A 19,182-nucleotide genomic window follows, 5' to 3' on the forward strand; every position below is an offset into this window, starting at 1 on the left:
GTCTTGCCATGGTCGACGTGACCAATCGTGCCGATGTTCACATGAGGCTTGGTGCGCTCGAATTTACCTTTTGCCATAGTCTCTTTCCTTGGACGGCCTGGACCTTCAGTTCAGTCGAATGCGGGGCGATTAGCGATAAAGGCCAAAAAACACAAGCGTCTTTTGCCCGGGCGCCATCTCACTCGGCCAGAACCCATGATCCGATTGCGGGGATGTGGCGCTGATATGGGGATCCGTCATTGAAAATGGAATGGGCGAAAACCGAGGGAGCAAAGCGAGGATTGCTCGGGTCTCCACGTCAGTCGCTGTCGGATTTATCGGCGGTTCATGGCCCATTGCGGCAGCGATCCGCGTCTGATCTCCTGCGCCGATGCATTTCATCCCGACTGCCGTTCGCGGCCCGCTGTTCATGATCGTCTCGACCGGGTCGTATCTGGTCAACGACACGATGATGAAGCTCGCCACGTCGGGGTTGCCCTCCTACGAAGTGCTCTTCCTGCGTGGTGCCGCGGCAACGCTGTGGGGCGTTCCGCTGTTGTTTGCGCTCGGCTACGGCAAGCAGATCCCGCTGATCTTCGACAGGCGGGTGCTGCGCAGGAACCTCCTCGAACTGGCGGCGATCCTCTGTTACGTCGTCGCGCTCGCCAACATGCAGATCGCCGATTCCACCGCGTTGGGGCAGATCACGCCGCTGCTGATGCTGGTCGGCTCCTCGATCCTGTTTGGCGAGCGTATCGGCGGCCAACGCATGGCGCTGATCGGGCTGGGCTTCATCGGCGCGCTGATGGTGGCGCAGCCGACCATGCAAGGCATTTCGGTCTATGCCTTGCTGGCGCTCGGCAACGCGACGTTCGCCGCCGCGCGCGATCTGGCCGGCCGCAAGATCGCCGCCGAAGTGCCAGGAATGATCGTGGCGATCTCGGCGGTCGTCGTGGTCCTGATCGGCGCAGGCGCCGCGCATCTGGTTTCCGAGCGCTGGGTGGCGCCGGAGGCGCACCACCTGATGCTGATGGCGGGAGCCGGTTTCTTCCTGATCTTCGGCCACTTCTTCATCTTCATGGCCTATCGCGTCGGGCCGACCGGCGCGGTAGCGCCGTTCTATTACTGCTTCACGGTCTGGGCCGTCATTTCGGGGCTGCTGGTGTTCGGGCAATTCCCCAATGCACTGGCGGTCTGCGGCATCCTGCTGGTTGTCGCCAGTGGGCTGACCATCGTGTCGCTGGACCAGCGCAAGCGTCGGCTGGCCGTGGTTGCCTGATCCGCGGCTACGCACCGGCATAATAGTTTCCGATACCGTGAGCGCGGTCAGCACCGACGGCGGATCATCGCAATTCAGAATTCGGCAGCTGATAATCCGCCGATTGCGTCTAGATGGTCCGCTTGCCAGCGAACTGATGATAGGCCCACAGCACCACGACGGCACCCACGACGGCGACGATCAGGCTATAGATGTTGAGGCCGGTCACACCCGAAGCACCGAAGGCGCTGAAGATCAGCCCGCCGACAATGGCGCCGACAATGCCGAGCACGATATCCATGATCATGCCCTGACCGGTCTTGTTGACGATCTTACTGCCAATGAACCCGGCAATGACGCCGAGAATGATCCAGCTGATGATACCCATTTTTTCCTCTCCATTCCTCCGCCAACCAGACATTTTCATATGATTGTCAAAAGCTCAAGCCAGCTTGAAATTCCGCCCGAATGCGCCATTGTTGAAGACGGGCTGGGCTTGGTTGAAATGGAGGATCCATTATGGGACTTTTTGACAACGCCGTTCCCGGCGGCAATATCACCAAACCGCTGATGATCGCGCTCGGTGCGCTGCTGGTTGGAAAGATGCTGAGCGGCAGAAGCGCCGAACAGCCGGACCAGGCTCAAGCGCCGGCGCCCGCCGATCCCACGCCCGTCGGAACCGCGTCCGGTGACGGTGGGCTGCTCGGCGGACTGGGCGGGCTGCTCGACAAGCTCAAGAACGCCGGCCATGGCAATGTCGCCGACTCCTGGGTCGGCACCGGGCAGAACCAGTCAATCGGGGCCAATGAGCTGGGTAACGCGATCGGACCGCAGGTCATTCGCGAGATCGCCCAAAGGACGGGGCTCGACGAGCAGGAGTTGCTCAAGCAGCTATCGGCCGCCTTGCCCGGCATCGTCGACAAGCTGACCCCGAACGGCCAGATACCGCAACAGCACCAGGTCGCCTCCGCCTTCAACAGCTGACGCGGCGCACACCAATGCCTGAAGCGCTGCGCGCCTGCCGCGCAGTGTTTCGGCTTGCCGGTTGTTTCGCTGAAAATCTGGAGCGGGTAGCGGGAATCGAACCCGCATATTCAGCTTGGAAGGTTCCTAGAAATCCAATGAAATCAACCGGCCGTTTCACCGCAAACATCATCCGTGCCGAAACGGGGCCGAATCCATCGGCTCCGTTACACCTCGAATCCGTCAACCTCGATGACATCAATGACATTCTGCGGATCCGCACGCAGAGCTTTGATAACTGCCAACCATATGAGGTGGGCCACATTATACCATCTCCGGGTGGTCTCGAAATCCAGTTGCTCTAGCCTGGAGTGGCCTAGGCCGTCTGGCGATACACCGAAGTGTCGACAGGCGTCATAGATTTCCATGAACTTTTCAAATTCGTCTGTGCTGACGTCTGTCACGCCGTGCTTGGCCACGAACCGTTTCCAGATCGACCTGGGGCTAGCAATCTTTCCAATTGTTGGGGCCGGATCATTCTGGCCAAGTAGCTGAGACACGCTCAGACCCAAAGTCGCGACGATGAAAACGCATCGCTCAACTAGGTCGTTGGTATCCTGCTTGTCGCGTAGATAATCTGCAGCGAGTACGTTCCAATAGCGCTTTGCTTGTAGCAGCGCATAAAGCTGGAGGTTGGTGCTGCATGAGCCGTCTGTGTTCATCGAATAGTATGGCCTCATCGCTCCCCCACGCTGGCTTAGACCTTTGAGAACATTGACGCTCGATCGATTAACCCGGGCCAAGAGATCGGCCATTCTCGGCAATAGGCGCCAGCTCATGGTTGCCGAACCGGATGGGCTGCGTCAGAAATGACTAATATAGGTGGGAATCCGCCATTGTGGCTTTCTCCGGATGTCCTTCACGGCCCTCAAGGTGTGTAGGCGCTCTCATCACCTAGCGGCGGTCGCTTCGATAGTTGTCCAAAACGAACCTGCTTCTGGAGCGGGTAGCGGGAATCGAACCCGCATATTCAGCTTGGAAGGCTGCTGCTCTACCACTGAGCTATACCCGCACCTTGCACTGAAGTACCGGATTCACCCGAAAAGCGCCATGCCTTTTCGGTCCGATGCTTTATACGTTTCAGGCTTCCGGGCCGGCAGTGGTGGAGAGGGTTGGATTCGAACCAACGTAAGCTAAGCTAACGGATTTACAGTCCGTCCCCTTTAACCACTCGGGCACCTCTCCAGTCTGCCGCCGGAGCCATGCAACGAGGCATTCTTGCCGATCCGGACCCGAGATAGATGTCTTCTCCGAAACCAGCGAAGCGCCTTATGGCGGCAAGGCCATTGGGTGTCAACCGCGCGGCCACGGTTTTTCGATGTTGTTCGCCGGCTGCGGCGACAGGGCATATCCTTGGCCGGAGGAGACGGCTATAGAAGCCGGCCATGAGCAACAATTCCAACACCCCCAAAGACACCCATTACGCCAAGCTGCGCCGCGCCTTTCGCGACGAGAAGAGCGGCGGCGCGCCGGCGTTCAAGCCACGGCAACCAGTGCCACCAGGCGAAAACGCAGCCGACGGGCTGGTGCGACTCTATGGCCTGCATACGGTGCGCGCGGCACTCGACAATCCGCGCCGCCGGATCAAGAAAATGCTGGTGACGCGCAATGCGGCCGAACGGCTCGAGATCACCGATCTCGCCGCCCTGCCCTTCAAAGCTGAACTGGTCGAACCCAGGGACATCGACAAGATTACCGGATCGGACGCTGTGCACCAGGGGGTGCTGATCGAGGCCGAGCCGCTGAAGCCCAAGCGCCTCGACGCACTTGGCGACACAAGGTTGGTGCTGGTGCTCGACCAGGTCACCGACCCGCACAATGTCGGCGCCATCCTGCGTTCGGCGGTCGCTTTCGGCGCTGGCGCGCTGATCACCACGGCGCGCCACAGCCCGCAGGAATCAGGCGTGCTGGCAAAATCCGCCTCCGGTGCGCTTGAGCATATCGACCAGGTCGAGGTGAAGAACCTCGCCGATGCGCTCGGCCAGTTGCACGAAGCGGGCTTCCAGACCATCGGGCTCGATTCGGACGGGCCGGCTGAGCTCGAAACCAGCTTTGACGGCGACAGGATCGCTTTGGTGCTCGGCGCCGAGGGCAAGGGGCTGCGGCAGAAGACGCGCGAGACGGTGACAACGCTGGCCCGCCTCGACATGCCCGGCGCCATCCGCTCGCTCAATGTGTCGAACGCGGCGGCGGTGAGCCTTTATGCGGCGCGGGCATTTCTGAAGCGCGGCTGACTGGAAGCGGCAAGCCTCCCGCCAGAAATCAAAACGGGTCCCGGCGATGCTTGCCGGAACCCGTTGCTGGGTTAAGACGGAAATTGACGGCCTGGGAACGTTACGCCGCCCTCTTCTGACCCTATGCCGCTTTGATTTCTCTTGCCTCCTTGCCGATTTCGAAATTCGCCATCCGCTCCAGCGCCCTCACCAGCGCGGAATGATCTTCCTTCGCGCCGCCATTGGCGGCGCAGGAATTGAACAGTTGCTGGGCGGTCGAGGTGTTGGGCAGCGACACACCAAGCGCCTTCGCACCCTCCAGCGCCAGGTTGAGATCCTTCTGGTGCAGTTCGATGCGAAAGCCCGGCGCGAAGGTGCGCTTGACCATGCGCTCGCCATGTACTTCGAGAATGCGCGAGGCGGCCAGCCCGCCCATCAGCGCCTGCCTGACCTTGGCTGGGTCGGCCCCAGCTTTTGAGGCAAAAACAAGCGCTTCGGCGACCGCTTCAATGGTCAGCGCGACGACGATCTGGTTGGCGACCTTGGTGGTCTGGCCGACACCATTGGGTCCGACCAAAGTGATGTTCTTGCCCATTTTCTCGAACACGGGTTTTGCGCGCTCGAAGGCCGGTTCCTCACCACCGACCATGATGGTAAGCGAAGCCGCCCTGGCACCGACCTCGCCGCCGGAAACCGGCGCGTCGAGATAGTCGCAACCGAGATCGTTGATCCTTTTCGCGAAGTCCTTTGTCTCGATCGGCGAGATCGAACTCATGTCGATCACCAGCTTGCCCTTGGCCAGGCCGGACGCGACTCCGTTGTCGCCGAACAGCACATCGGCCACCTGCGGTGTGTCGGGAACCATCAGGATGATGATCTCGGCGGCCCTCGCGACGGCGGCATGGCCGGCGACCGACTTCAGACCCTTGGCGACGAGATCGGCCGGCGGTTTTGAGCGGTGGTCGCTGGCGATGACGCTGTAGCCGGCCGCCAGCAGATGCCCCGCCATCGGCGCGCCCATGATGCCCAGCCCGATGAAGCCGATGGTTTCCATTGCTTCTCTCCGTTTTTTGTCAGATCGCGTTCCTTCACGCCCAGAGGGGGCGCAACAGAACGCGACCTGAATTGCAAGATTCTTGACAGCTAAGCGGCAGCACTTCCCTGCCCGGTCAGTTCCCTGAACCACCCCAGACCGGCCTCCGTCCCTGCCTTCGGCTTGTACTCCGCGCCAATCCAGCCGGCATAACCAATCCGGTCGATATGTTCGTAGAGGAAGGGATAGTTGATCTCGCCCGTCCCCGGCTCGTGACGGCCGGGATTGTCCGCAAGCTGGATATGCGCGATGCGGCCGAGGTTTGCCTCGATCTTACGGGCGAGATCCCCCTCCATGATCTGCATGTGGTAGATGTCATATTGCAGGAACAGGTTCTTCGAGCCGACGCGGTCGATCAGCGTCAGCGCCTGGTCGGAGTAGTTGAGGAAGAAGCCCGGGATATCGCGGGTGTTGATCGGCTCGATCAGCAGCTTGATGCCGGCTTGATCGAGTTTCTCCGCCGCGAAAGCCAGGTTTTCGGCAAAGACATCCTCCAGCACCTTGCGGTCGACATTGGCTGGCGCGATGCCGGCCAGGCAGTTGACCTGCCCGCAGCCAAGTGCCTGCGCGTAGGCGATCGCCCTGGCAATGCCCTGGCGGAATTCCGGCACGCGGTCCGGCAGCACGGCGATGCCACGCTCGCCCTTGGCCCAGTCGCCCGCCGGCAGGTTGAACAGCACCTGCGTCAGGCCATTCTTCTTCAGTCGGGCGGCGACCACCTCGGGCGCATGATCGTAAGGGCCGATATATTCGACCCCCTTGAAGCCGGCGCGGGCGGCGGCATCGAAACGGTCGAGGAAATCATGCTCGCCAAAGAGCATCGACAGATTGGCTGAAAAACGCGGCATTCTTTTTCTCCTTTTCTTGCCTGGAACCAAAGCCGTGTTGAGATTCAGGTCAGGCCGAGTCGAAAATGGTGGTTTCCGAGAACCGGAGCGGAGCGTACTTTTCGTACGTGAGCACCGGAAGCGCAGGAAGCCGCCGTTTGCAGGCCGGCCTCGCCTGAATATCAGCATGGCTTAGTCCAGCATCACGATCGCGGTGGGCGCGTCTTCCTGATGTTCGGCAAGGTCTTCGAATTCGGTGATCTTGTCGATCTCGGTCCCCATCGAGATGTTGGTGACCCGTTCGAGAATGAATTCGAGCACGACCGGAACCTGGTGTTCCTTCAGCAACCGCTGCGCTTGCTTGAAGGCGCCGGCGAATTCCTCCGGCTTGCGCACCCTGACCGCCTTGCAGCCCATTGCCTCGGCGACGGCGACATGGTCGACGCCATAGCCCGCCTCCGGATCGTCGGCCCGGTTGATGTTCTCGAAAGCAAGGCTGACCTCATAGTCCATCGAAAAGCCGCGCTGCGCCTGGCGGATGAGGCCGAGATAGGCATTGTTCACGACGACGTGGATATAGGGCAGCTTGTGCTGCGCGCCGACCGCCAGCTCCTCGATCATGAACTGGAAGTCGTAGTCGCCCGAAAGCGCCACGATGGTGCGCTCGGGATCGGCGGCGCGCACGCCGAGTGCGGCCGGCAAGGTCCAACCGAGCGGGCCGGCCTGGCCGCAATTGATCCAGTTGCGCGGCTTGTAGACATGCAGGAACTGCGCGCCGGCGATTTGCGACAGGCCGATGGTGGTGACATAGGTGACGTCACGGCCGAACGCCTTGTTCATCTCCTCGTAGACACGCTGCGGCTTCAACGGCACCTGTTCGAAGTGGGTTTTGCGCTTCATCGTCTTCTTGCGGCCCTGGCACTCCCTGGCCCAGCCCGACCAATCGCGCAGCCTGCCCGCCGTCCTCCACTCGGTGGCGACGTCGAGCAGCATCTTCAGTGCAGCGCCGGCATCCGAAACGACGCCGAGATCGGGGGCGAAGACACGGCCTATTTGAGTGGGCTCGATGTCGACATGGATGAATTTCTTGCCCTTGGTGTAGACGTCCACCGAACCGGTGTGACGGTTGGCCCAGCGGTTGCCGATGCCGAAGACAAAATCGGCTTCCAGCATGGTGGCGTTGCCGTAGCGGTGCGAGGTCTGCAGCCCGCACATGCCGGCCATCAGCCGGTGATCGTCAGGAATCGCGCCCCAGCCCATCAGCGTCGGAATGACCGGAACGCCCGTGATCTCGGCAAACTCGATCAACAGGTCGGACGCGTCGGCATTGATGATGCCGCCGCCGGCAACGATCAGCGGCTTCTCGGCCGCGTTGAGCATCGCCAGCGCCTTTTCGGCCTGGGCGCGCGTCATCGCCGGCTTGAATGGCGTCAGCGGTTCATAGGCATCGATGTCGAACTCGATCTCGGCCAGTTGGACGTCGACCGGCAGGTCGATCAGCACCGGACCCGGCCGCGACGAGCGCATCAAATGGAACGCTTTTTGCAGCGCCATCGGCACCAGATAGGGCTCCATCACCGTGACCGCCCATTTGGCGACGGGCGCAGCGATCGCGGCAATGTCGACAGCCTGGAAATCCTCCTTGTTCAGCCGCGCGCGCGGCGCCTGGCCGGTGATGCACAGGATCGGAATGGAATCGGCCGTGGCCGAATAGAGCCCGGTGATCATATCGGTGCCGGCCGGCCCCGATGTGCCGATGCAGAGGCCGATATTGCCCGCCTTGGCTCGGGTATAGCCTTCGGCCATATGCGAGGCGCCCTCGACGTGGCGGGCAAGGACATGGCGGATCGTGCCCCTCGCCTTCAATGCCGAGTACAGCGGATTGATCGCCGCACCCGGCACGCCGAAGGCACAGGACATGCCTTCCTTTTCGAGAACGAGAACAGCGGCATCGACAGCGCGCATGATTTCCAGCCTCCACGAGATGATTGTTGGATGGCTAAGGATGTCATCGGGCGAGCGCTTTTTCAATTTTTTCAGAATATTTTTTCATTTCTAAAGAACGGCTCTTACCACCTGATTTTGTTTCTTTTTCCCTTTTCCAGGATTTGCATCGAGAATTTCATGAAAAAATTTTTCATTGCATCTTGGGAGAAACGGGCGAGAATGCCAGCCCATGGAAACGAGCGAAAAACGTCAGCGTGGCCGCCCGCGCGCCTTCAATGGTCCGGCCGAAGCTGCCTCGGTGCAGTCGCTCGACCGGGCCTTGCGTATCCTGGCCATTGTCGCGGAAGGCAGCGGCCTGTCGCTGAGCGAGATATCGGCGCAGAGCGGGCTTGCCGCCTCCACCGCCTACCGCATGCTGACGACACTCGAAAACCACGGCATGGTCGAGTTCGATACATCGGACCAGCTCTGGTCGATCGGCGTCGAGACCTACCGCATGGGCGCGGCGTTCCTGCGCCGCCGCAAGCTGGTCGACCGCGCCCGCATCGTCATGCAGGAACTGATGGAGAAGACCGGCGAAACCGCCAATCTCGGCCTCGCCGAGGACGATTGCGTGGTCTTCGTCAACCAGGTCGAGACGCACCAGGCGATCCGCGCCTTCTTCCGACCAGGCACGCGCAGCCCTTTCCATGCCTCGGGAATCGGCAAGGCGGTGTTGGCACATCTCGAACCGGAGCGCGTCGGAACCATCCTGCGCAAGGCGGGCCTGCAGCGCTATACGGACAAGACCCTTTCCGACATCTCCGCCCTCGCGCACGATCTGGCCGTCATCAAGCATCGCGGCTGGTCGGTCGACGACGAGGAGCGCCATCCCGGCATGCGATGCGTGGCCGCCGCCATCTTCAACGAGTATGGCGAGCCGATCGGCGGCGTTTCCGTGTCCGGGCCGACGGTGCGGGTCACGCCCGAGCGGCTGGCCGAGATCGGCCCGCTGGTGCGCGACGCGGCGGCCGAAGTGACGAAAATGATCGGCGGCTCGAAGGCAGGCTGATCAAGGGATAGACTAGACGCGCCGAAAATCGCTGCATGCCGCCGGCTGCATGGGATTTGACCGTCTTGCCGTCGCGTTCGAATGCATGCGAAAGGGCGCGCATGAGGAAAGTGGTTCAGCTTCTGCTTGCCGTTTCGCTGTGCGGATGCGTGGCGGCGGCACCACGACCCGATACCGGCGACCAGCGGGTCAATCCCATCCCGATCTCGCTCGCGCTGGAGGAGATCATCACGGCCGGTATCCGCCAGCGGCTGCCGGATTCAGCCTCCGCCAGGTTCGGAACCATGTTAGCAGGCGAGCGAATGCTTGATGGCCGCCAGGAGATCGTGGTTTGCGGCACCGTCAATGCCTCGTCCGGCGTCGGCGACAAGCCATTCATCGCCAAGGTCTACCCGGACGCCGCAAGCCACTTCGAACTGGTCGCGATGGGCGACGAGACCGAGGCTGCCCGGCTTCAGATTGGCGGCACCTGCCGCGCGGCCGGTCTGCCGATCCTCGACCCGAAGATGCACCTCTAGAAAGACGGCCATCAAACGACGAAGAGGGGCTGCCTCGCAATCCCTCTTTCCAGTCGCCCGCCGCCACTCAGAGCCGGCAGTAATGGCTGTAGCCGTCACGGCCGATATAAGTGTCGGAGTCCGGATCGTAGCTGGAGTAGCGATCGAAGCAGCGGCGGACGTGCCAGGAACCGCCATCTTCATCGACATAGACGGTGCGCGGCTGCTGCTGGGCAAGCAGGCTGCCGAGAACGAAACCGCCGACGCCGGCGGCGATGCCGATGCCGAGGCCGTGGTGATGCGAGTGGGCAGCAGAGGGCTGGACGGTGCCGACCAAAGCGGTGGCGGCGACGGTGGTGGCGATGAGGCCGGAAACGAGTGTGCGCTTGAACATGGATGATCTCCTTGCTTCGTTTGGAGAGGCGAGCCATCCGCCTCTTGATGATCTGTCGTTGCGGCAAGGAAAAAGGTTCGACGGGGTTTTGATTTTTTTCGAAGAGCAGGAATTCGCTGGCTGAAAAGGCGTGGCGACCCTCGCCGACGTTGATCATCTATTCCGGCACTTCAGGCACCTTGCGCCGATCGGTCATCGTCCGTGACGGCGACTGGAAGCGCCGCGTTCGATGAGAAAAGGGCGGCCGAAGCCGCCCTTTGCTGGATTGGTTTCAATCAAGCCGCCAGGCTGCGCTCAGTAGAGGATGATGTGGCGGTGGTGGTGATGACGATGATGGTAATGACCATAGACCCACCAGTAATCCGGATAGTCCGGGTAATCCTGGTAGTAGAGGTAGTCGTCGAAATGACGATGATGATGATGCATGCCGTGAGCCGACGAAGACTGAACGGTGCCGGCGAACGCGCCGGTTGCAACGACGATGGCGACGATGCTGGAAACGAAACTGCGCTTGAACATGATGATCTCCTGGATCTCTGATCGAGGCGACCATTCGCCTCTGAGGATCAGTCGGCGCGCCGCGGCGAAAGGTTCGACAGATCTGGAGATTTTTTGACGCACTGTTGGCGAAACTGGGTAGGCAGTACCGGCTCACGCCATGACCGGTAGCAATTGCTCACCACTCACTACTCACTACTCACTACTCACTACTCACCACCTACTGCCTACTGCCTACTACTCACCCACTCAGCCCATGCCGGTGACATGCCGAAGCCAGAAGGCGAGCGCGATAAAGCCGATGATGGTGGTGACGCCTGTCCAGTCGACATTGGCCTTCTTCACATCGCTGATGAGCTTCACCAGCAGCATCCACGCCACGACGACGATAGGGAGAATGATGACAAGCCTGATCATGCGACACTCCGTTCAGCGCATTGCACTTACCCTGATGTAGGAAGCGCGTTCGCGGATTTCAGCATGCGGACGCGTGGGCATCCTCCACCACGGCTGATGCCCAAAAACGGAGTTTTGTCTTTACTGGCGCAACAAATATGCTAACCGGAGCGCCGTGCCCTTGTAGCTCAGCTGGTAGAGCAGCGGTTTTGTAATTCGCTGGATCAATCAGCTAAGGTTTTGAAAAGCCGCAATGTTTTTCAAACCTGGGTTTCAGGGGTATACGTACGGGTAAAATGTGCCGCCTTAGCTCAGATGGTAGAGCAGTAGTTTTGTAAACTATTGGTCGGGGGTTCGAGTCCCTCAGGCGGCACCATTCCCGGGCTCGAAAGCCGGGCGGTGAGCGGACGACGCGACCCGTTCGCTAGTTGAATACCCAGTTTGACCAATCTCGCGGCAACCCCCGCCTCTGGAATAGCAGCAGTAGGTCACCTCTCGCCGATTGCCGCAGACTCGCCAACTTTGACACGTCTACTCCATCGGGAGCAGTAGCGTAGCCGAGCACCGCGTGCGCCCTGAATTGTTCTAATCCGTCATCGACAACACAGAACGCACCTAGTTTGACATTAGGTAGTTGAATGCCCCTGATTTCCCGGGCAGTCGCCCAAAGATATCCCATGTCGATTCTGGAGGGGTCCTTAGCTATCTGAGGAACGACAATGCTCTTTCTGGCAGCCTCGCCGCTAGTAAATTTGCTGCGGCAAACGCTTAGGTCGTCGTGCTTTAACTTGTCCGATTTGATCTGCTTAAGGCTTCCGCTAGAAAATTGTAGAGGATCAATCACCGCATAAACAATCGGCTCGTTATCGAAAACGCGTCTTGGGGAATACTTTTTCTGCCTTCGCGATTCTTTCGGGCACTCGCAACGATCTACGTTTTTCTCAAATAATTCAACAAATCTGCCGGGAAGGATTTTAAAGAGCCATTCTCTTGGCCCGGTGAGAACCTTTCTCCATCCAACATGGCATAACCAACAATCCCGTCCTCGTCGATGCTCAGGATCGCGTGTTGTTTCCCCCAAATCCATTCGAAAGCGATCTCCCCTACATCGCTCCAGATAGCCGGGAGCCGTGCATCCTCCGGGAAAGCGCCCCATAGCTGCTTAGCCCATATCACCATTTCCTCCGGCGCAGCCAAATCCGGAAAGGCCGGAAGGCGGGAAACGGGAGCGGCAGCGATTCGCGCGGGCCGCTCGACTACCCGTATAACGTCGGTGACGTTTATCAACGTAGGATACGACGACCCGCCCAAGACAGAGACAACATGTGGGATAGCATCGTCCAATTCGACGGTCGAGCCGAGGCTTGCTGCATTCACTGCTACTGGCAAGCCGAGGCTTACCGCACCGGTTGCTCCGATATGGGACGGATCAATGCGCAAGTTACGCAGGGCGGCGCCCGTTTCGGCTCCATAGGCCGCCGAGCCCGAAGACATCGACATCAAAATAGCAGCGGAAGCGACCGCCGCCTCAATGGTTCTTGATGAGGTATTCATAGCCGCCAGATATGCATTCCTGGGCCTCTTTTACAAGGGTATCTAGCAATGCGTAAGCTGCGGATTTTTCCATTGGCTTATCCAAAGGTACAGAGTTAACATCAACCTGGAGTGTCAGCACGTGGAAGTTGTGTGTCAATGGAACTGCTGATACGTTTGAAAATTGCAAGATTTGCCTTAATGCAGCTTCCCAACGCAGAAGCCGGTTGAGAACAACTCCGCCTGTATCCATCTTCTTTCGATAATTCAATGAGAAACTGAGATCCGTCGAATCTTCAGGTGCATCTATACCCGTTGCTTTAATGAAAGCCTTGCAGGCGGCTTCGGCAGATGAAACACTTTCGAATAAATTTACGACGACCGCCAACCTCACGATTTCGGTGCTTTGAATTAGCTTTGAAGCCTTCGATGTAAGGAACGTTAACCCTTCGTCAACGTCAATTGACTGCATGGTCGCCCCTTGCGCAGGAATCGGCGTAGCGACCATCTCAAGTCGGCCCGGCTGCGAATGGAGGTTGGCACTGATGGCTCCCAAAGGCGCGGACGTAGAAGAACCTATGCCGCTCGGGTGTGGCTGCATCGTGGTTGCTGGAACCTCGAACACGTCACGAAAAATGCCGGCTACGTCGGACACGTCCGCTTGCCCGAACATCACGATGTGGACGGAGTCGGCTTTGCTCGGCATCGGAGATGTTCCCCCAGTTCAGTCGGACAACCTATTGCTTAAAGGTTTACAGGAAGGAAAGGGTTTTTCGAAGGCCCCCCCGTCACCCTCAAGGCGGCGGTCAATCTGTCGCGCTTCGAGCTCTCGTTTACCCCAGGAACTACCCAGCCCCTAACTCCTCGCCGGCTTTGCTTCGTTCAGCGTTGAATTCGTTGCACTTAGGCGCGGGCTGGTTCGGGCGAGCGCCTGTTTGAATGTTTGCTGCTCACGGGGAAACCGCATCATCCGGCTTTGCGCTGTCCTTCAATTCCTAGGCAGCTTGTGAATTTCCAACCTAACCGGCCCGCCCCTGTCGCAGCTAGTGCAAAATAGCGCTCGCTCAACCGTGCTGAATAGCGCGTCCTTCCCGTATCGCTTGATAAGTGCTGCGGGTTTCACGTGGGCATGATGCGAGCAGTTTTTGCACCATGCGCGCAGTCTGTGCCACTCGCGCAGATCGCGCAGCGCCACGTCCAAGCCTGCATGCACGCTGCCATCCACGATGGTTTGCGGCGGGATCGTCGGTTCGCCCGGCGTGATGATCTTTTCCATCACATGCCGACCATTGCGGTGAATGAGCAGCATTCCCGGCCGGCGTCGAATTGCGGATTGCCATGCCGCTTGGCTCACGAAGGAATCCGGTGATCGGCAAATTGTCTCGACCAGCGCGGTTTCATCACGGTCCCAAACTTCAATCTTAAAATTGTCTTCGTCGGTCTTCTTTGCCATAGCTTCGCCCGGACGCTCGGTTGGCGTCCGCCGCAATCCTCTTGCCCATGATCCACCCTGAGATAGGGAACAAATTCCTAGCCAGTCAATGGCCGCTTGACATTTTTGTTCCTATTTTGTTCGTTGCGGCGATTAGCGACGACATAAGAGTAACGCGACCGCCGGGCGGGATGGAAATCCTTGGCTGCACCTCGTAGAGCTATACAGCAAAGAGTTTCGATTGGGGTGACAAACAAATGGCCGGTCTGGTCGAGGAAATCCAGCGAGACGCGCTTAATCCGACAATCCCAGTTTCAACCCTCCTCCGGAAAGTAAAGGTGGCGGCGGCAAAGTTGAAACTGGACAAAGTAGAAGATTGGGTGGAGCACGAACTAAACGGTTATTTTGGTGCTGAGCTTCCCAGCTATCGGAAACTCTATGGTCGCGCGCAGGCGTTCAATCCCTATAGAGGTTGGATACCCATCATCTTAGGGAGTGCGGAGGAAAACGACATCATATCGAGATTCGACGTTAGAGAGTCACTTTCGTCTCTCGAAAGCACAATCGCTCGCTCGACAGGCCATTTAGAGATGCCGTTTCCACCCGAGATTGTAAGTCTCTTGAATAGGGACATGGGTGTGCAGTTCGGCCGGATGGCCATTCATGTTCCAATCAGCCAGGGTCAAAGTGTGGTAGAAGCTGTGAGAAATCTCATTCTTGATTGGGCACTTGACTTGGAAAAAGCGGGAATTCTTGGTGAGGGTTTTTCTTTCAACGATAGCGAACGGACTTTAGCGAAGGAGGCGGCGGTGACCTACAACATAAACTCTATAGGAACGTTCGCTGGCAACATGGGCAGCGGAAATACGGCTGGTGACATCAGTGTTTCCGTTTCGTCAACCAGCCAGATTTTAGAGATCGTTCGTAAAATTAGAGAGTACGTCCCCGATTTAGAAAGGGCCGGCGCAGATGGGCCGCGTTTGAAAAACGCCGTGGAAGCGATCGAACGCGAGGTAGCGAATGAGAAGCCTAATGATGGACGCGTAAAGGCGCTTCTCTCTGATGCTCGGGAAGCACTGGTCGGCGCAGCGGGGAACCTCACAGCCGAGGGCGCAATGTCCCTAATTGCTGCCGCCTTCAAGCTGCTCGGTTCGTAGGGCTAATATCATTCCTGTTCCCTAAAATCCTGCAACGACGCGTGGCGCAAATCTTCCTCGCCGCGCAGATGCTTCACGCGCCCAATCAGCCCCGGCTTGACCCATTGCGTCGCCGGCCGCTTCATCCCCTTCGGCGGCGGTCCTGCATGTTCCTGTACGCGCCGCCAGAGGCGTTCGCGCACTTCCCGGTTGGCGTTGATGAATGCGGAGCCGACATAGCGGCCTGTGCTACGCTCTGCCATCAAAGCAAAGGCCGGTTTGCCCGGCTCGCGCTCGACGCCTAACAGTTCATATTCATCGACGCTGTACGCTTTGGTTTTGAGCCATGCTGTCGAGGGGCCGCTGCGGTACACGCTGTCCCGTCGCTTCGACACCATGCCTTCAAGGCCGGCTTGATCGATCAGTTGATAGATCGCCTTCGCATCGCCCGGCAGCGCCTGGCTGAATTGGATGCGCTGTCCGTCGGGAACTAATGCGGCGAGGATTTCCCGCCGATCCTCTAGTGGCATGTCGCGCAGATCGTGGCCGTTGAGGTGGAGAAGATCGAATGCGACGAAATAGAGGTCGTGCTGCCGGCGCGTGATCGCCTTGCGTAATTCCCCGAAATCCGAAATTCCGGCGTCATTCAGAACGATAATTTCGCCGTCGATAATGGCGTTTTCAACATTGAGCGAGGCAGCGGCTTTGGACAGATCGCGATATTTCGCGGTCCAGTCGAGACCACGACGCGTGAAGATGCGAACGTTTTCGCCGTCGCAGACGATCTGTGAGCGGTAGCCGTCGAATTTGACTTCGTGAATCCAATCCGCGCTCTCTGGCGGCTTATCCACCAAAGTTGGCATCAGCGGTGGAATGAACTGCAGACGCATGCACTACCCCAACAACCGCGATTCAAAGCGCAGCCGCTAATTTAGTTCCGGAACATTTTAGCTAAAATGAATGTTCACTCGTTATGGCAGACGAAGACGTTATGGCTTGTTGGACAGCGCTGCACATGGTGCGGATGGCGATTGAGGAAACGTGTCCTGCCGGCGTTCTGCCGAGTGAGGAAGCTGTGTTAGAGCTTTATGGACCGGAACCCATCCATGAGGCAGAGGCTTTGGCAAAGGCGATCATTGCGACCGTCGCAAGGCTCACCAGCAAACCAGAATGAAACCCCTGCCTTTACCCCTTTCGCCAATGCCATAGTACATTGCGGGCAGTAAACGTTGAATTCGCTGCGAATTCATTGCGATTTGGACGCGTTGGCTTCGGTTCGGGAATTTGCGGCTCCGGTCATTGCGTATGCTGCGGCCAACTCTGCAAAACCTGTCGGATCGGCTTCGAGCGCCTTCGCGATGTAATAAAGTTCCTCGCCGTAAGGTGGGCGCTTAAGCCCCGGTGCGCAGACTATCTGGCCCGCTGCGGTCAGCACTTCTTTAAAGTACGCCGATCCGGGGAAGTACCCGAACATCGCATTGCCAAATGCCTTGCTAGACGCTTCCGGCATTGTCGAGAGCAACCAACTGGCAAATGTGGTGATATCGGCTGCGTCAAGGTTCAGCTTAGACTTGTCCGTCCAGTCATCGGGTTTGGCAATGTGGACGTTAGTTCGCGCCGTGGTAACGTCCAAGCACTCAACACGGATCGTACACGGATCGATGGTCGTGTCCGTGTCCTTGACGATCCCGGTTAACCGTCCGTCTGTCAGTGCCACGTAAAGCTTTGCGGATGCGACATATACGATTTGTACGTTCATTGCAGGTTGCCTTTGCTAATTGTGATCGACTCGGCCGGCTCGATTTCACCGAAAGGATCGAATACAATTGCGAGCCTGCATCCCTTCGGGAAGGGCGACGACTTGCTATCAAAATTGGACATGTGAACTATCCGACCATCTTTGATTTCGACCGTTATCGTTGCGTCGTCAAAATAGTGAATTGAAGCGGCTTCCATGATGGTCGTTCCTGTTAGGGTTAAATCGTGTAACGGGTAATGCGGTAATTCCGATTGCGCGCCCAACGTTCAATGTCGGCAGTCCTTACGACCAGCAAGTTTCCTACTTTGATCGGAATTGGAAAGCTGCACCAACTTTGCACGTAATAGAGCCGGTCCATATCAAAGCCGAATATCGAAGCGGCGAAGGTCTCATCCACATAGACGCAATCCGGTATTGCGAGCGCTTCCGACTGTGTTTTCATGGATTTTCGATCATTCGGCGATAAATTTCCGCTGCATCTTCATCGACTAGAACAGCGGTTCGTTGCTGCTCTGTTGGCTTGTCGTCCTTGTGAATGGCATCCAGTTGCCTTGCTTTCTCAACCGATGTCATCACTTGGCGCAGTTCGGCGCTGTTAATCTCGCCCTCCGAATAGGCTTGTATTGGATCGCCGTTTGGGATCATGGCGGGTATGCCACCCGTAGGCACAAGCATCTTGACCAACACTGACAGCAATTGGGTATCGCCCCCTAGGGCAGCTGTGATGGCGGTCGTGATGATCGCATCGCCATGTTTTGTGAGGTGTTCCAAAGCTCGGCGGCGATGCGAGATAGCACCCGGCGCACGTCCGCCAAGCTTGTTTCCGGGCAAGAAACGGCCTGTCTTTTTGTCTTTGCCGTCCATCAAGAATTCCGTTTCTTATTCGGTAATTAACGGGTCAAACAAACACAGTTTTACAGCCGTTGGCGGCGATCCATTGGGACACCGATCGCGTGTCGTAACGCGCCGCGCTATTGCGTCCCGATGGCTGCGGAAAGTCCCGGTGGCGGCGGTAGTAGTTCAGCGATTGCCGCGTGAAGCCGAATGCGGCGCAAAGGTCCGCAGACTTTTGAGTTGGGCCGGCCTTAAGGACGATGGTTGCGGGCAACGTCATTGTGCTACTCGCGCCCCATGAGCAAATTGTAGGCGGCTTCAATTCCCGTTTCTGTCGCAACGGCAACGACAGTGACAACGCTGCTCAACGTCGTCTCGACCAACGCCAAATTGTCGAGCCGTTCCTTGCGGGTATCGATAAGCCGCTGCGCTTCCGCTTCGATCCGCATCTGATCCGGTCCCGTTGAGAGTGGGTCGGATGCTGTCGGCTGCTTGTTGAACGCACCGTTGAGGGCGTACTTTTTGGCCGTATTGAGCAGTGCGGAGCGCCGCTCGATCTCATCCCATATCGGCGTGGTGGTCATGTCGGGGAACATGCCAGGCGCTTCCAGAATGGCGGCAAGCTCATCGATACCGGCACCCTCAACGCGGGCAGCACGTTCGGCCAGTGAAAGCGGTAGCCAAATCTGCCGATATTCCTGCCCGACCGTCCCAACGGTCGGTTCCGGCGTGGTGGTGCGCTTCCAAGCGGCCCCGTCGTCCTGTTTGGCCTGAATGCCAGCCTTAGTGGTCCCCTGATAGGCCGGCGACACGTACTTGACGACCAATTCCCGCATCACGTCGGGAAGGCGCGCCGGGTGGACTTGCTGACGTGCGCGGTTCCCCTCTATGGCGAGGGTGCCGACACCGGCAGAGAGTGCCGCCACGGCGTTGCGTAGCGGCTCCGGTGCGTTGTCCGACAGGCGGGCGATCAGTGCCGTTTGCGAGGTATCGCCGTTGCGGAATGTGACCGCATCGCCTCGTCCAGTCTCGCTCCTAACGAAGAGATCGGGTTCGGGATTGGCGAAGGCGCGCGGGAAGATCGGACGGTTGATGGTGGCAAGCATTGGGATATCTCCTTTGAAGCTGTTTGACATAGAGTTGGACCGCTTTGGTGTATTTGTAAAGCATCTTATTACGTGTACTTCACATTTTATTTAGAAGGATATCCACAACTGCCGATCATCGCAAAATAACAGCGTCGATCACTTGGAACGTCATCGTAATGAATACCGGGAATTACTCAACAATCGATTCGACGACGACCGCAGCG

25 protein-coding genes, 3 tRNA genes and 1 pseudogene are annotated in these 19,182 nt (G+C 58.4%); 8 read left to right on the top strand and 21 right to left on the bottom strand.

The features are described 5' to 3' along the window. Positions 1-77 (bottom strand): annotated as a pseudogene (locus FJ954_RS29685) (elongation factor Tu); the annotation flags it as partial. Between the two features lie 293 nt (positions 78-370). Between FJ954_RS29685 and FJ954_RS29690 the strand changes: the two are divergent. Then, positions 371-1,258: a DMT family transporter gene (locus tag FJ954_RS29690; RefSeq protein WP_140665422.1), complete on the top strand. Its 888-nt coding sequence runs from the start codon at positions 371-373 to the stop codon at positions 1,256-1,258. A 109-nt stretch (positions 1,259-1,367) separates the two neighbouring features. Here the strand turns inward: FJ954_RS29690 and FJ954_RS29695 are convergent, their stop codons facing one another. Next, positions 1,368-1,625: a GlsB/YeaQ/YmgE family stress response membrane protein gene (locus FJ954_RS29695; protein ID WP_015318000.1), complete on the bottom strand. Its 258-nt coding sequence runs from the start codon at positions 1,623-1,625 to the stop codon at positions 1,368-1,370. A 131-nt stretch (positions 1,626-1,756) separates the two neighbouring features. On the opposite strand from FJ954_RS29695, the gene FJ954_RS29700 reads away from it, so the two are divergent. Further along, positions 1,757-2,221, top strand: coding sequence for a YidB family protein (locus FJ954_RS29700; protein ID WP_140665425.1), 465 nt, complete (start codon positions 1,757-1,759; stop codon positions 2,219-2,221). 206 nt (positions 2,222-2,427) lie between these two features. On the opposite strand, the gene FJ954_RS29705 is transcribed toward FJ954_RS29700, so the two are convergent. From FJ954_RS29705 to FJ954_RS29715, 3 genes are all read right to left on the bottom strand, one after another. Then, positions 2,428-2,922, bottom strand: a complete 495-nt coding sequence (locus FJ954_RS29705) for a hypothetical protein (RefSeq protein WP_140665427.1) — start codon at positions 2,920-2,922, stop codon at positions 2,428-2,430. A gap of 276 nt (positions 2,923-3,198) precedes the next feature. After that, positions 3,199-3,272: transfer RNA gene (locus FJ954_RS29710), tRNA-Gly, on the bottom strand. An 88-nt stretch (positions 3,273-3,360) separates the two neighbouring features. Further along, positions 3,361-3,445 (bottom strand) — tRNA-Tyr (locus tag FJ954_RS29715). 200 nt (positions 3,446-3,645) lie between these two features. Between FJ954_RS29715 and FJ954_RS29720 the strand changes: the two genes are divergently transcribed. Beyond that, the gene (locus FJ954_RS29720; RefSeq protein ID WP_140665430.1) at positions 3,646-4,494 is read left to right on the top strand and encodes an RNA methyltransferase; all 849 of its coding nucleotides are present in this window, start codon (positions 3,646-3,648) and stop codon (positions 4,492-4,494) included. A 121-nt stretch (positions 4,495-4,615) separates the two neighbouring features. Here FJ954_RS29720 and FJ954_RS29725 read toward each other — a convergent pair whose 3' ends face one another. The 3 genes from FJ954_RS29725 to gcl all read right to left on the bottom strand — a co-directional run bounded on the left by FJ954_RS29725 (position 4,616) and on the right by gcl (position 8,367). Then, positions 4,616-5,527 carry a 2-hydroxy-3-oxopropionate reductase gene (locus tag FJ954_RS29725; protein WP_140616907.1) on the bottom strand — a complete coding sequence of 304 codons (912 nt, stop codon included), beginning with the start codon at positions 5,525-5,527 and terminating at the stop codon, positions 4,616-4,618. Between the two features lie 89 nt (positions 5,528-5,616). Continuing rightward, positions 5,617-6,414, bottom strand: a complete 798-nt coding sequence (gene otnI / locus FJ954_RS29730) for a 2-oxo-tetronate isomerase (protein WP_140665433.1) — start codon at positions 6,412-6,414, stop codon at positions 5,617-5,619. 171 nt (positions 6,415-6,585) lie between these two features. Next, complete coding sequence (gene gcl / locus FJ954_RS29735) at positions 6,586-8,367, bottom strand: glyoxylate carboligase (protein WP_140665565.1); 1,782 nt, start codon at positions 8,365-8,367, stop codon at positions 6,586-6,588. A gap of 202 nt (positions 8,368-8,569) precedes the next feature. On the opposite strand from gcl, the gene bhcR reads away from it, so the two are divergent. Then, the gene (gene bhcR, locus FJ954_RS29740; RefSeq protein ID WP_140665435.1) at positions 8,570-9,391 is read left to right on the top strand and encodes an HTH-type transcriptional regulator BhcR; all 822 of its coding nucleotides are present in this window, start codon (positions 8,570-8,572) and stop codon (positions 9,389-9,391) included. Between the two features lie 101 nt (positions 9,392-9,492). Continuing rightward, complete coding sequence (locus FJ954_RS29745) at positions 9,493-9,909, top strand: hypothetical protein (RefSeq protein WP_140616910.1); 417 nt, start codon at positions 9,493-9,495, stop codon at positions 9,907-9,909. 67 nt (positions 9,910-9,976) lie between these two features. Here the strand turns inward: FJ954_RS29745 and FJ954_RS29750 are convergent, their stop codons facing one another. From FJ954_RS29750 to FJ954_RS29760, 3 genes are all read right to left on the bottom strand, one after another. Then, a complete protein-coding gene (locus tag FJ954_RS29750) occupies positions 9,977-10,282 on the bottom strand; it encodes a BA14K family protein (RefSeq protein WP_041163844.1) in 306 nt (101 codons plus the stop codon). 294 nt (positions 10,283-10,576) lie between these two features. After that, complete coding sequence (locus tag FJ954_RS29755; RefSeq protein ID WP_140665438.1) at positions 10,577-10,801, bottom strand: hypothetical protein; 225 nt, start codon at positions 10,799-10,801, stop codon at positions 10,577-10,579. Positions 10,802-11,029: 228 nt separating this feature from the next. Continuing rightward, positions 11,030-11,197: a hypothetical protein gene (locus FJ954_RS29760; protein ID WP_140665441.1), complete on the bottom strand. Its 168-nt coding sequence runs from the start codon at positions 11,195-11,197 to the stop codon at positions 11,030-11,032. Positions 11,198-11,476: 279 nt separating this feature from the next. Between FJ954_RS29760 and FJ954_RS29765 the strand changes: the two genes are divergently transcribed. Further along, a tRNA-Thr gene (locus FJ954_RS29765) sits at positions 11,477-11,552 on the top strand. Between the two features lie 554 nt (positions 11,553-12,106). Here FJ954_RS29765 and FJ954_RS29770 read toward each other — a convergent pair. The 3 genes from FJ954_RS29770 to FJ954_RS29780 form a co-directional block, all read right to left on the bottom strand. After that, the gene (locus FJ954_RS29770; RefSeq protein ID WP_140665443.1) at positions 12,107-12,730 is read right to left on the bottom strand and encodes a hypothetical protein; all 624 of its coding nucleotides are present in this window, start codon (positions 12,728-12,730) and stop codon (positions 12,107-12,109) included. Then, positions 12,705-13,415, bottom strand: coding sequence for a hypothetical protein (locus FJ954_RS29775; RefSeq protein WP_140665446.1), 711 nt, complete (start codon positions 13,413-13,415; stop codon positions 12,705-12,707). The genes FJ954_RS29770 and FJ954_RS29775 overlap by 26 nt, the downstream gene beginning before the upstream one ends. Positions 13,416-13,697: 282 nt before the next feature. Continuing rightward, positions 13,698-14,162, bottom strand: coding sequence for a hypothetical protein (locus FJ954_RS29780; RefSeq protein ID WP_140665448.1), 465 nt, complete (start codon positions 14,160-14,162; stop codon positions 13,698-13,700). A gap of 236 nt (positions 14,163-14,398) precedes the next feature. On the opposite strand from FJ954_RS29780, the gene FJ954_RS29785 reads away from it, so the two are divergent. After that, positions 14,399-15,298 (top strand): hypothetical protein, encoded by a 900-nt coding sequence (locus FJ954_RS29785; protein ID WP_140665450.1) that lies wholly within the window; start codon positions 14,399-14,401, stop codon positions 15,296-15,298. A gap of 8 nt (positions 15,299-15,306) precedes the next feature. Here FJ954_RS29785 and FJ954_RS29790 read toward each other — a convergent pair whose 3' ends face one another. Then, a complete protein-coding gene (locus tag FJ954_RS29790) occupies positions 15,307-16,167 on the bottom strand; it encodes an ATP-dependent DNA ligase (protein ID WP_140665453.1) in 861 nt (286 codons plus the stop codon). Between the two features lie 83 nt (positions 16,168-16,250). Here FJ954_RS29790 and FJ954_RS29795 point away from each other — a divergent pair, with 83 nt between their 5' ends. Next, the gene (locus tag FJ954_RS29795) at positions 16,251-16,451 is read left to right on the top strand and encodes a hypothetical protein (protein WP_140665456.1); all 201 of its coding nucleotides are present in this window, start codon (positions 16,251-16,253) and stop codon (positions 16,449-16,451) included. Between the two features lie 72 nt (positions 16,452-16,523). Here FJ954_RS29795 and FJ954_RS29800 read toward each other — a convergent pair whose 3' ends face one another. From FJ954_RS29800 to FJ954_RS29825, 6 genes are read right to left on the bottom strand one after another with little or no spacing between them, the layout of a single operon-like run. Next, positions 16,524-17,036: a hypothetical protein gene (locus tag FJ954_RS29800; RefSeq protein ID WP_140665459.1), complete on the bottom strand. Its 513-nt coding sequence runs from the start codon at positions 17,034-17,036 to the stop codon at positions 16,524-16,526. Then, positions 17,033-17,233, bottom strand: a complete 201-nt coding sequence (locus tag FJ954_RS29805) for a hypothetical protein (RefSeq protein WP_140665461.1) — start codon at positions 17,231-17,233, stop codon at positions 17,033-17,035. The genes FJ954_RS29800 and FJ954_RS29805 overlap by 4 nt, the downstream gene beginning before the upstream one ends. Positions 17,234-17,253: 20 nt before the next feature. After that, positions 17,254-17,478, bottom strand: coding sequence for a hypothetical protein (locus FJ954_RS29810; protein WP_140665464.1), 225 nt, complete (start codon positions 17,476-17,478; stop codon positions 17,254-17,256). Continuing rightward, entirely contained in the window at positions 17,475-17,900 is a 426-nt protein-coding gene (locus FJ954_RS29815; protein WP_140665467.1) for a hypothetical protein, read from the bottom strand. Before FJ954_RS29815 ends, FJ954_RS29810 begins: the two co-directional genes overlap by 4 nt. Positions 17,901-17,934: 34 nt before the next feature. Beyond that, positions 17,935-18,150, bottom strand: a complete 216-nt coding sequence (locus FJ954_RS29820; RefSeq protein WP_140665470.1) for a hypothetical protein — start codon at positions 18,148-18,150, stop codon at positions 17,935-17,937. A 4-nt stretch (positions 18,151-18,154) separates the two neighbouring features. Continuing rightward, entirely contained in the window at positions 18,155-18,976 is an 822-nt protein-coding gene (locus FJ954_RS29825; RefSeq protein ID WP_140665473.1) for a hypothetical protein, read from the bottom strand. Positions 18,977-19,182 lie beyond the last annotated feature (206 nt).

It is taken from the genome of Mesorhizobium sp. B2-3-15 (assembly GCF_006442875.1).
GTDB lineage: Bacteria > Pseudomonadota > Alphaproteobacteria > Rhizobiales > Rhizobiaceae > Mesorhizobium > Mesorhizobium australicum.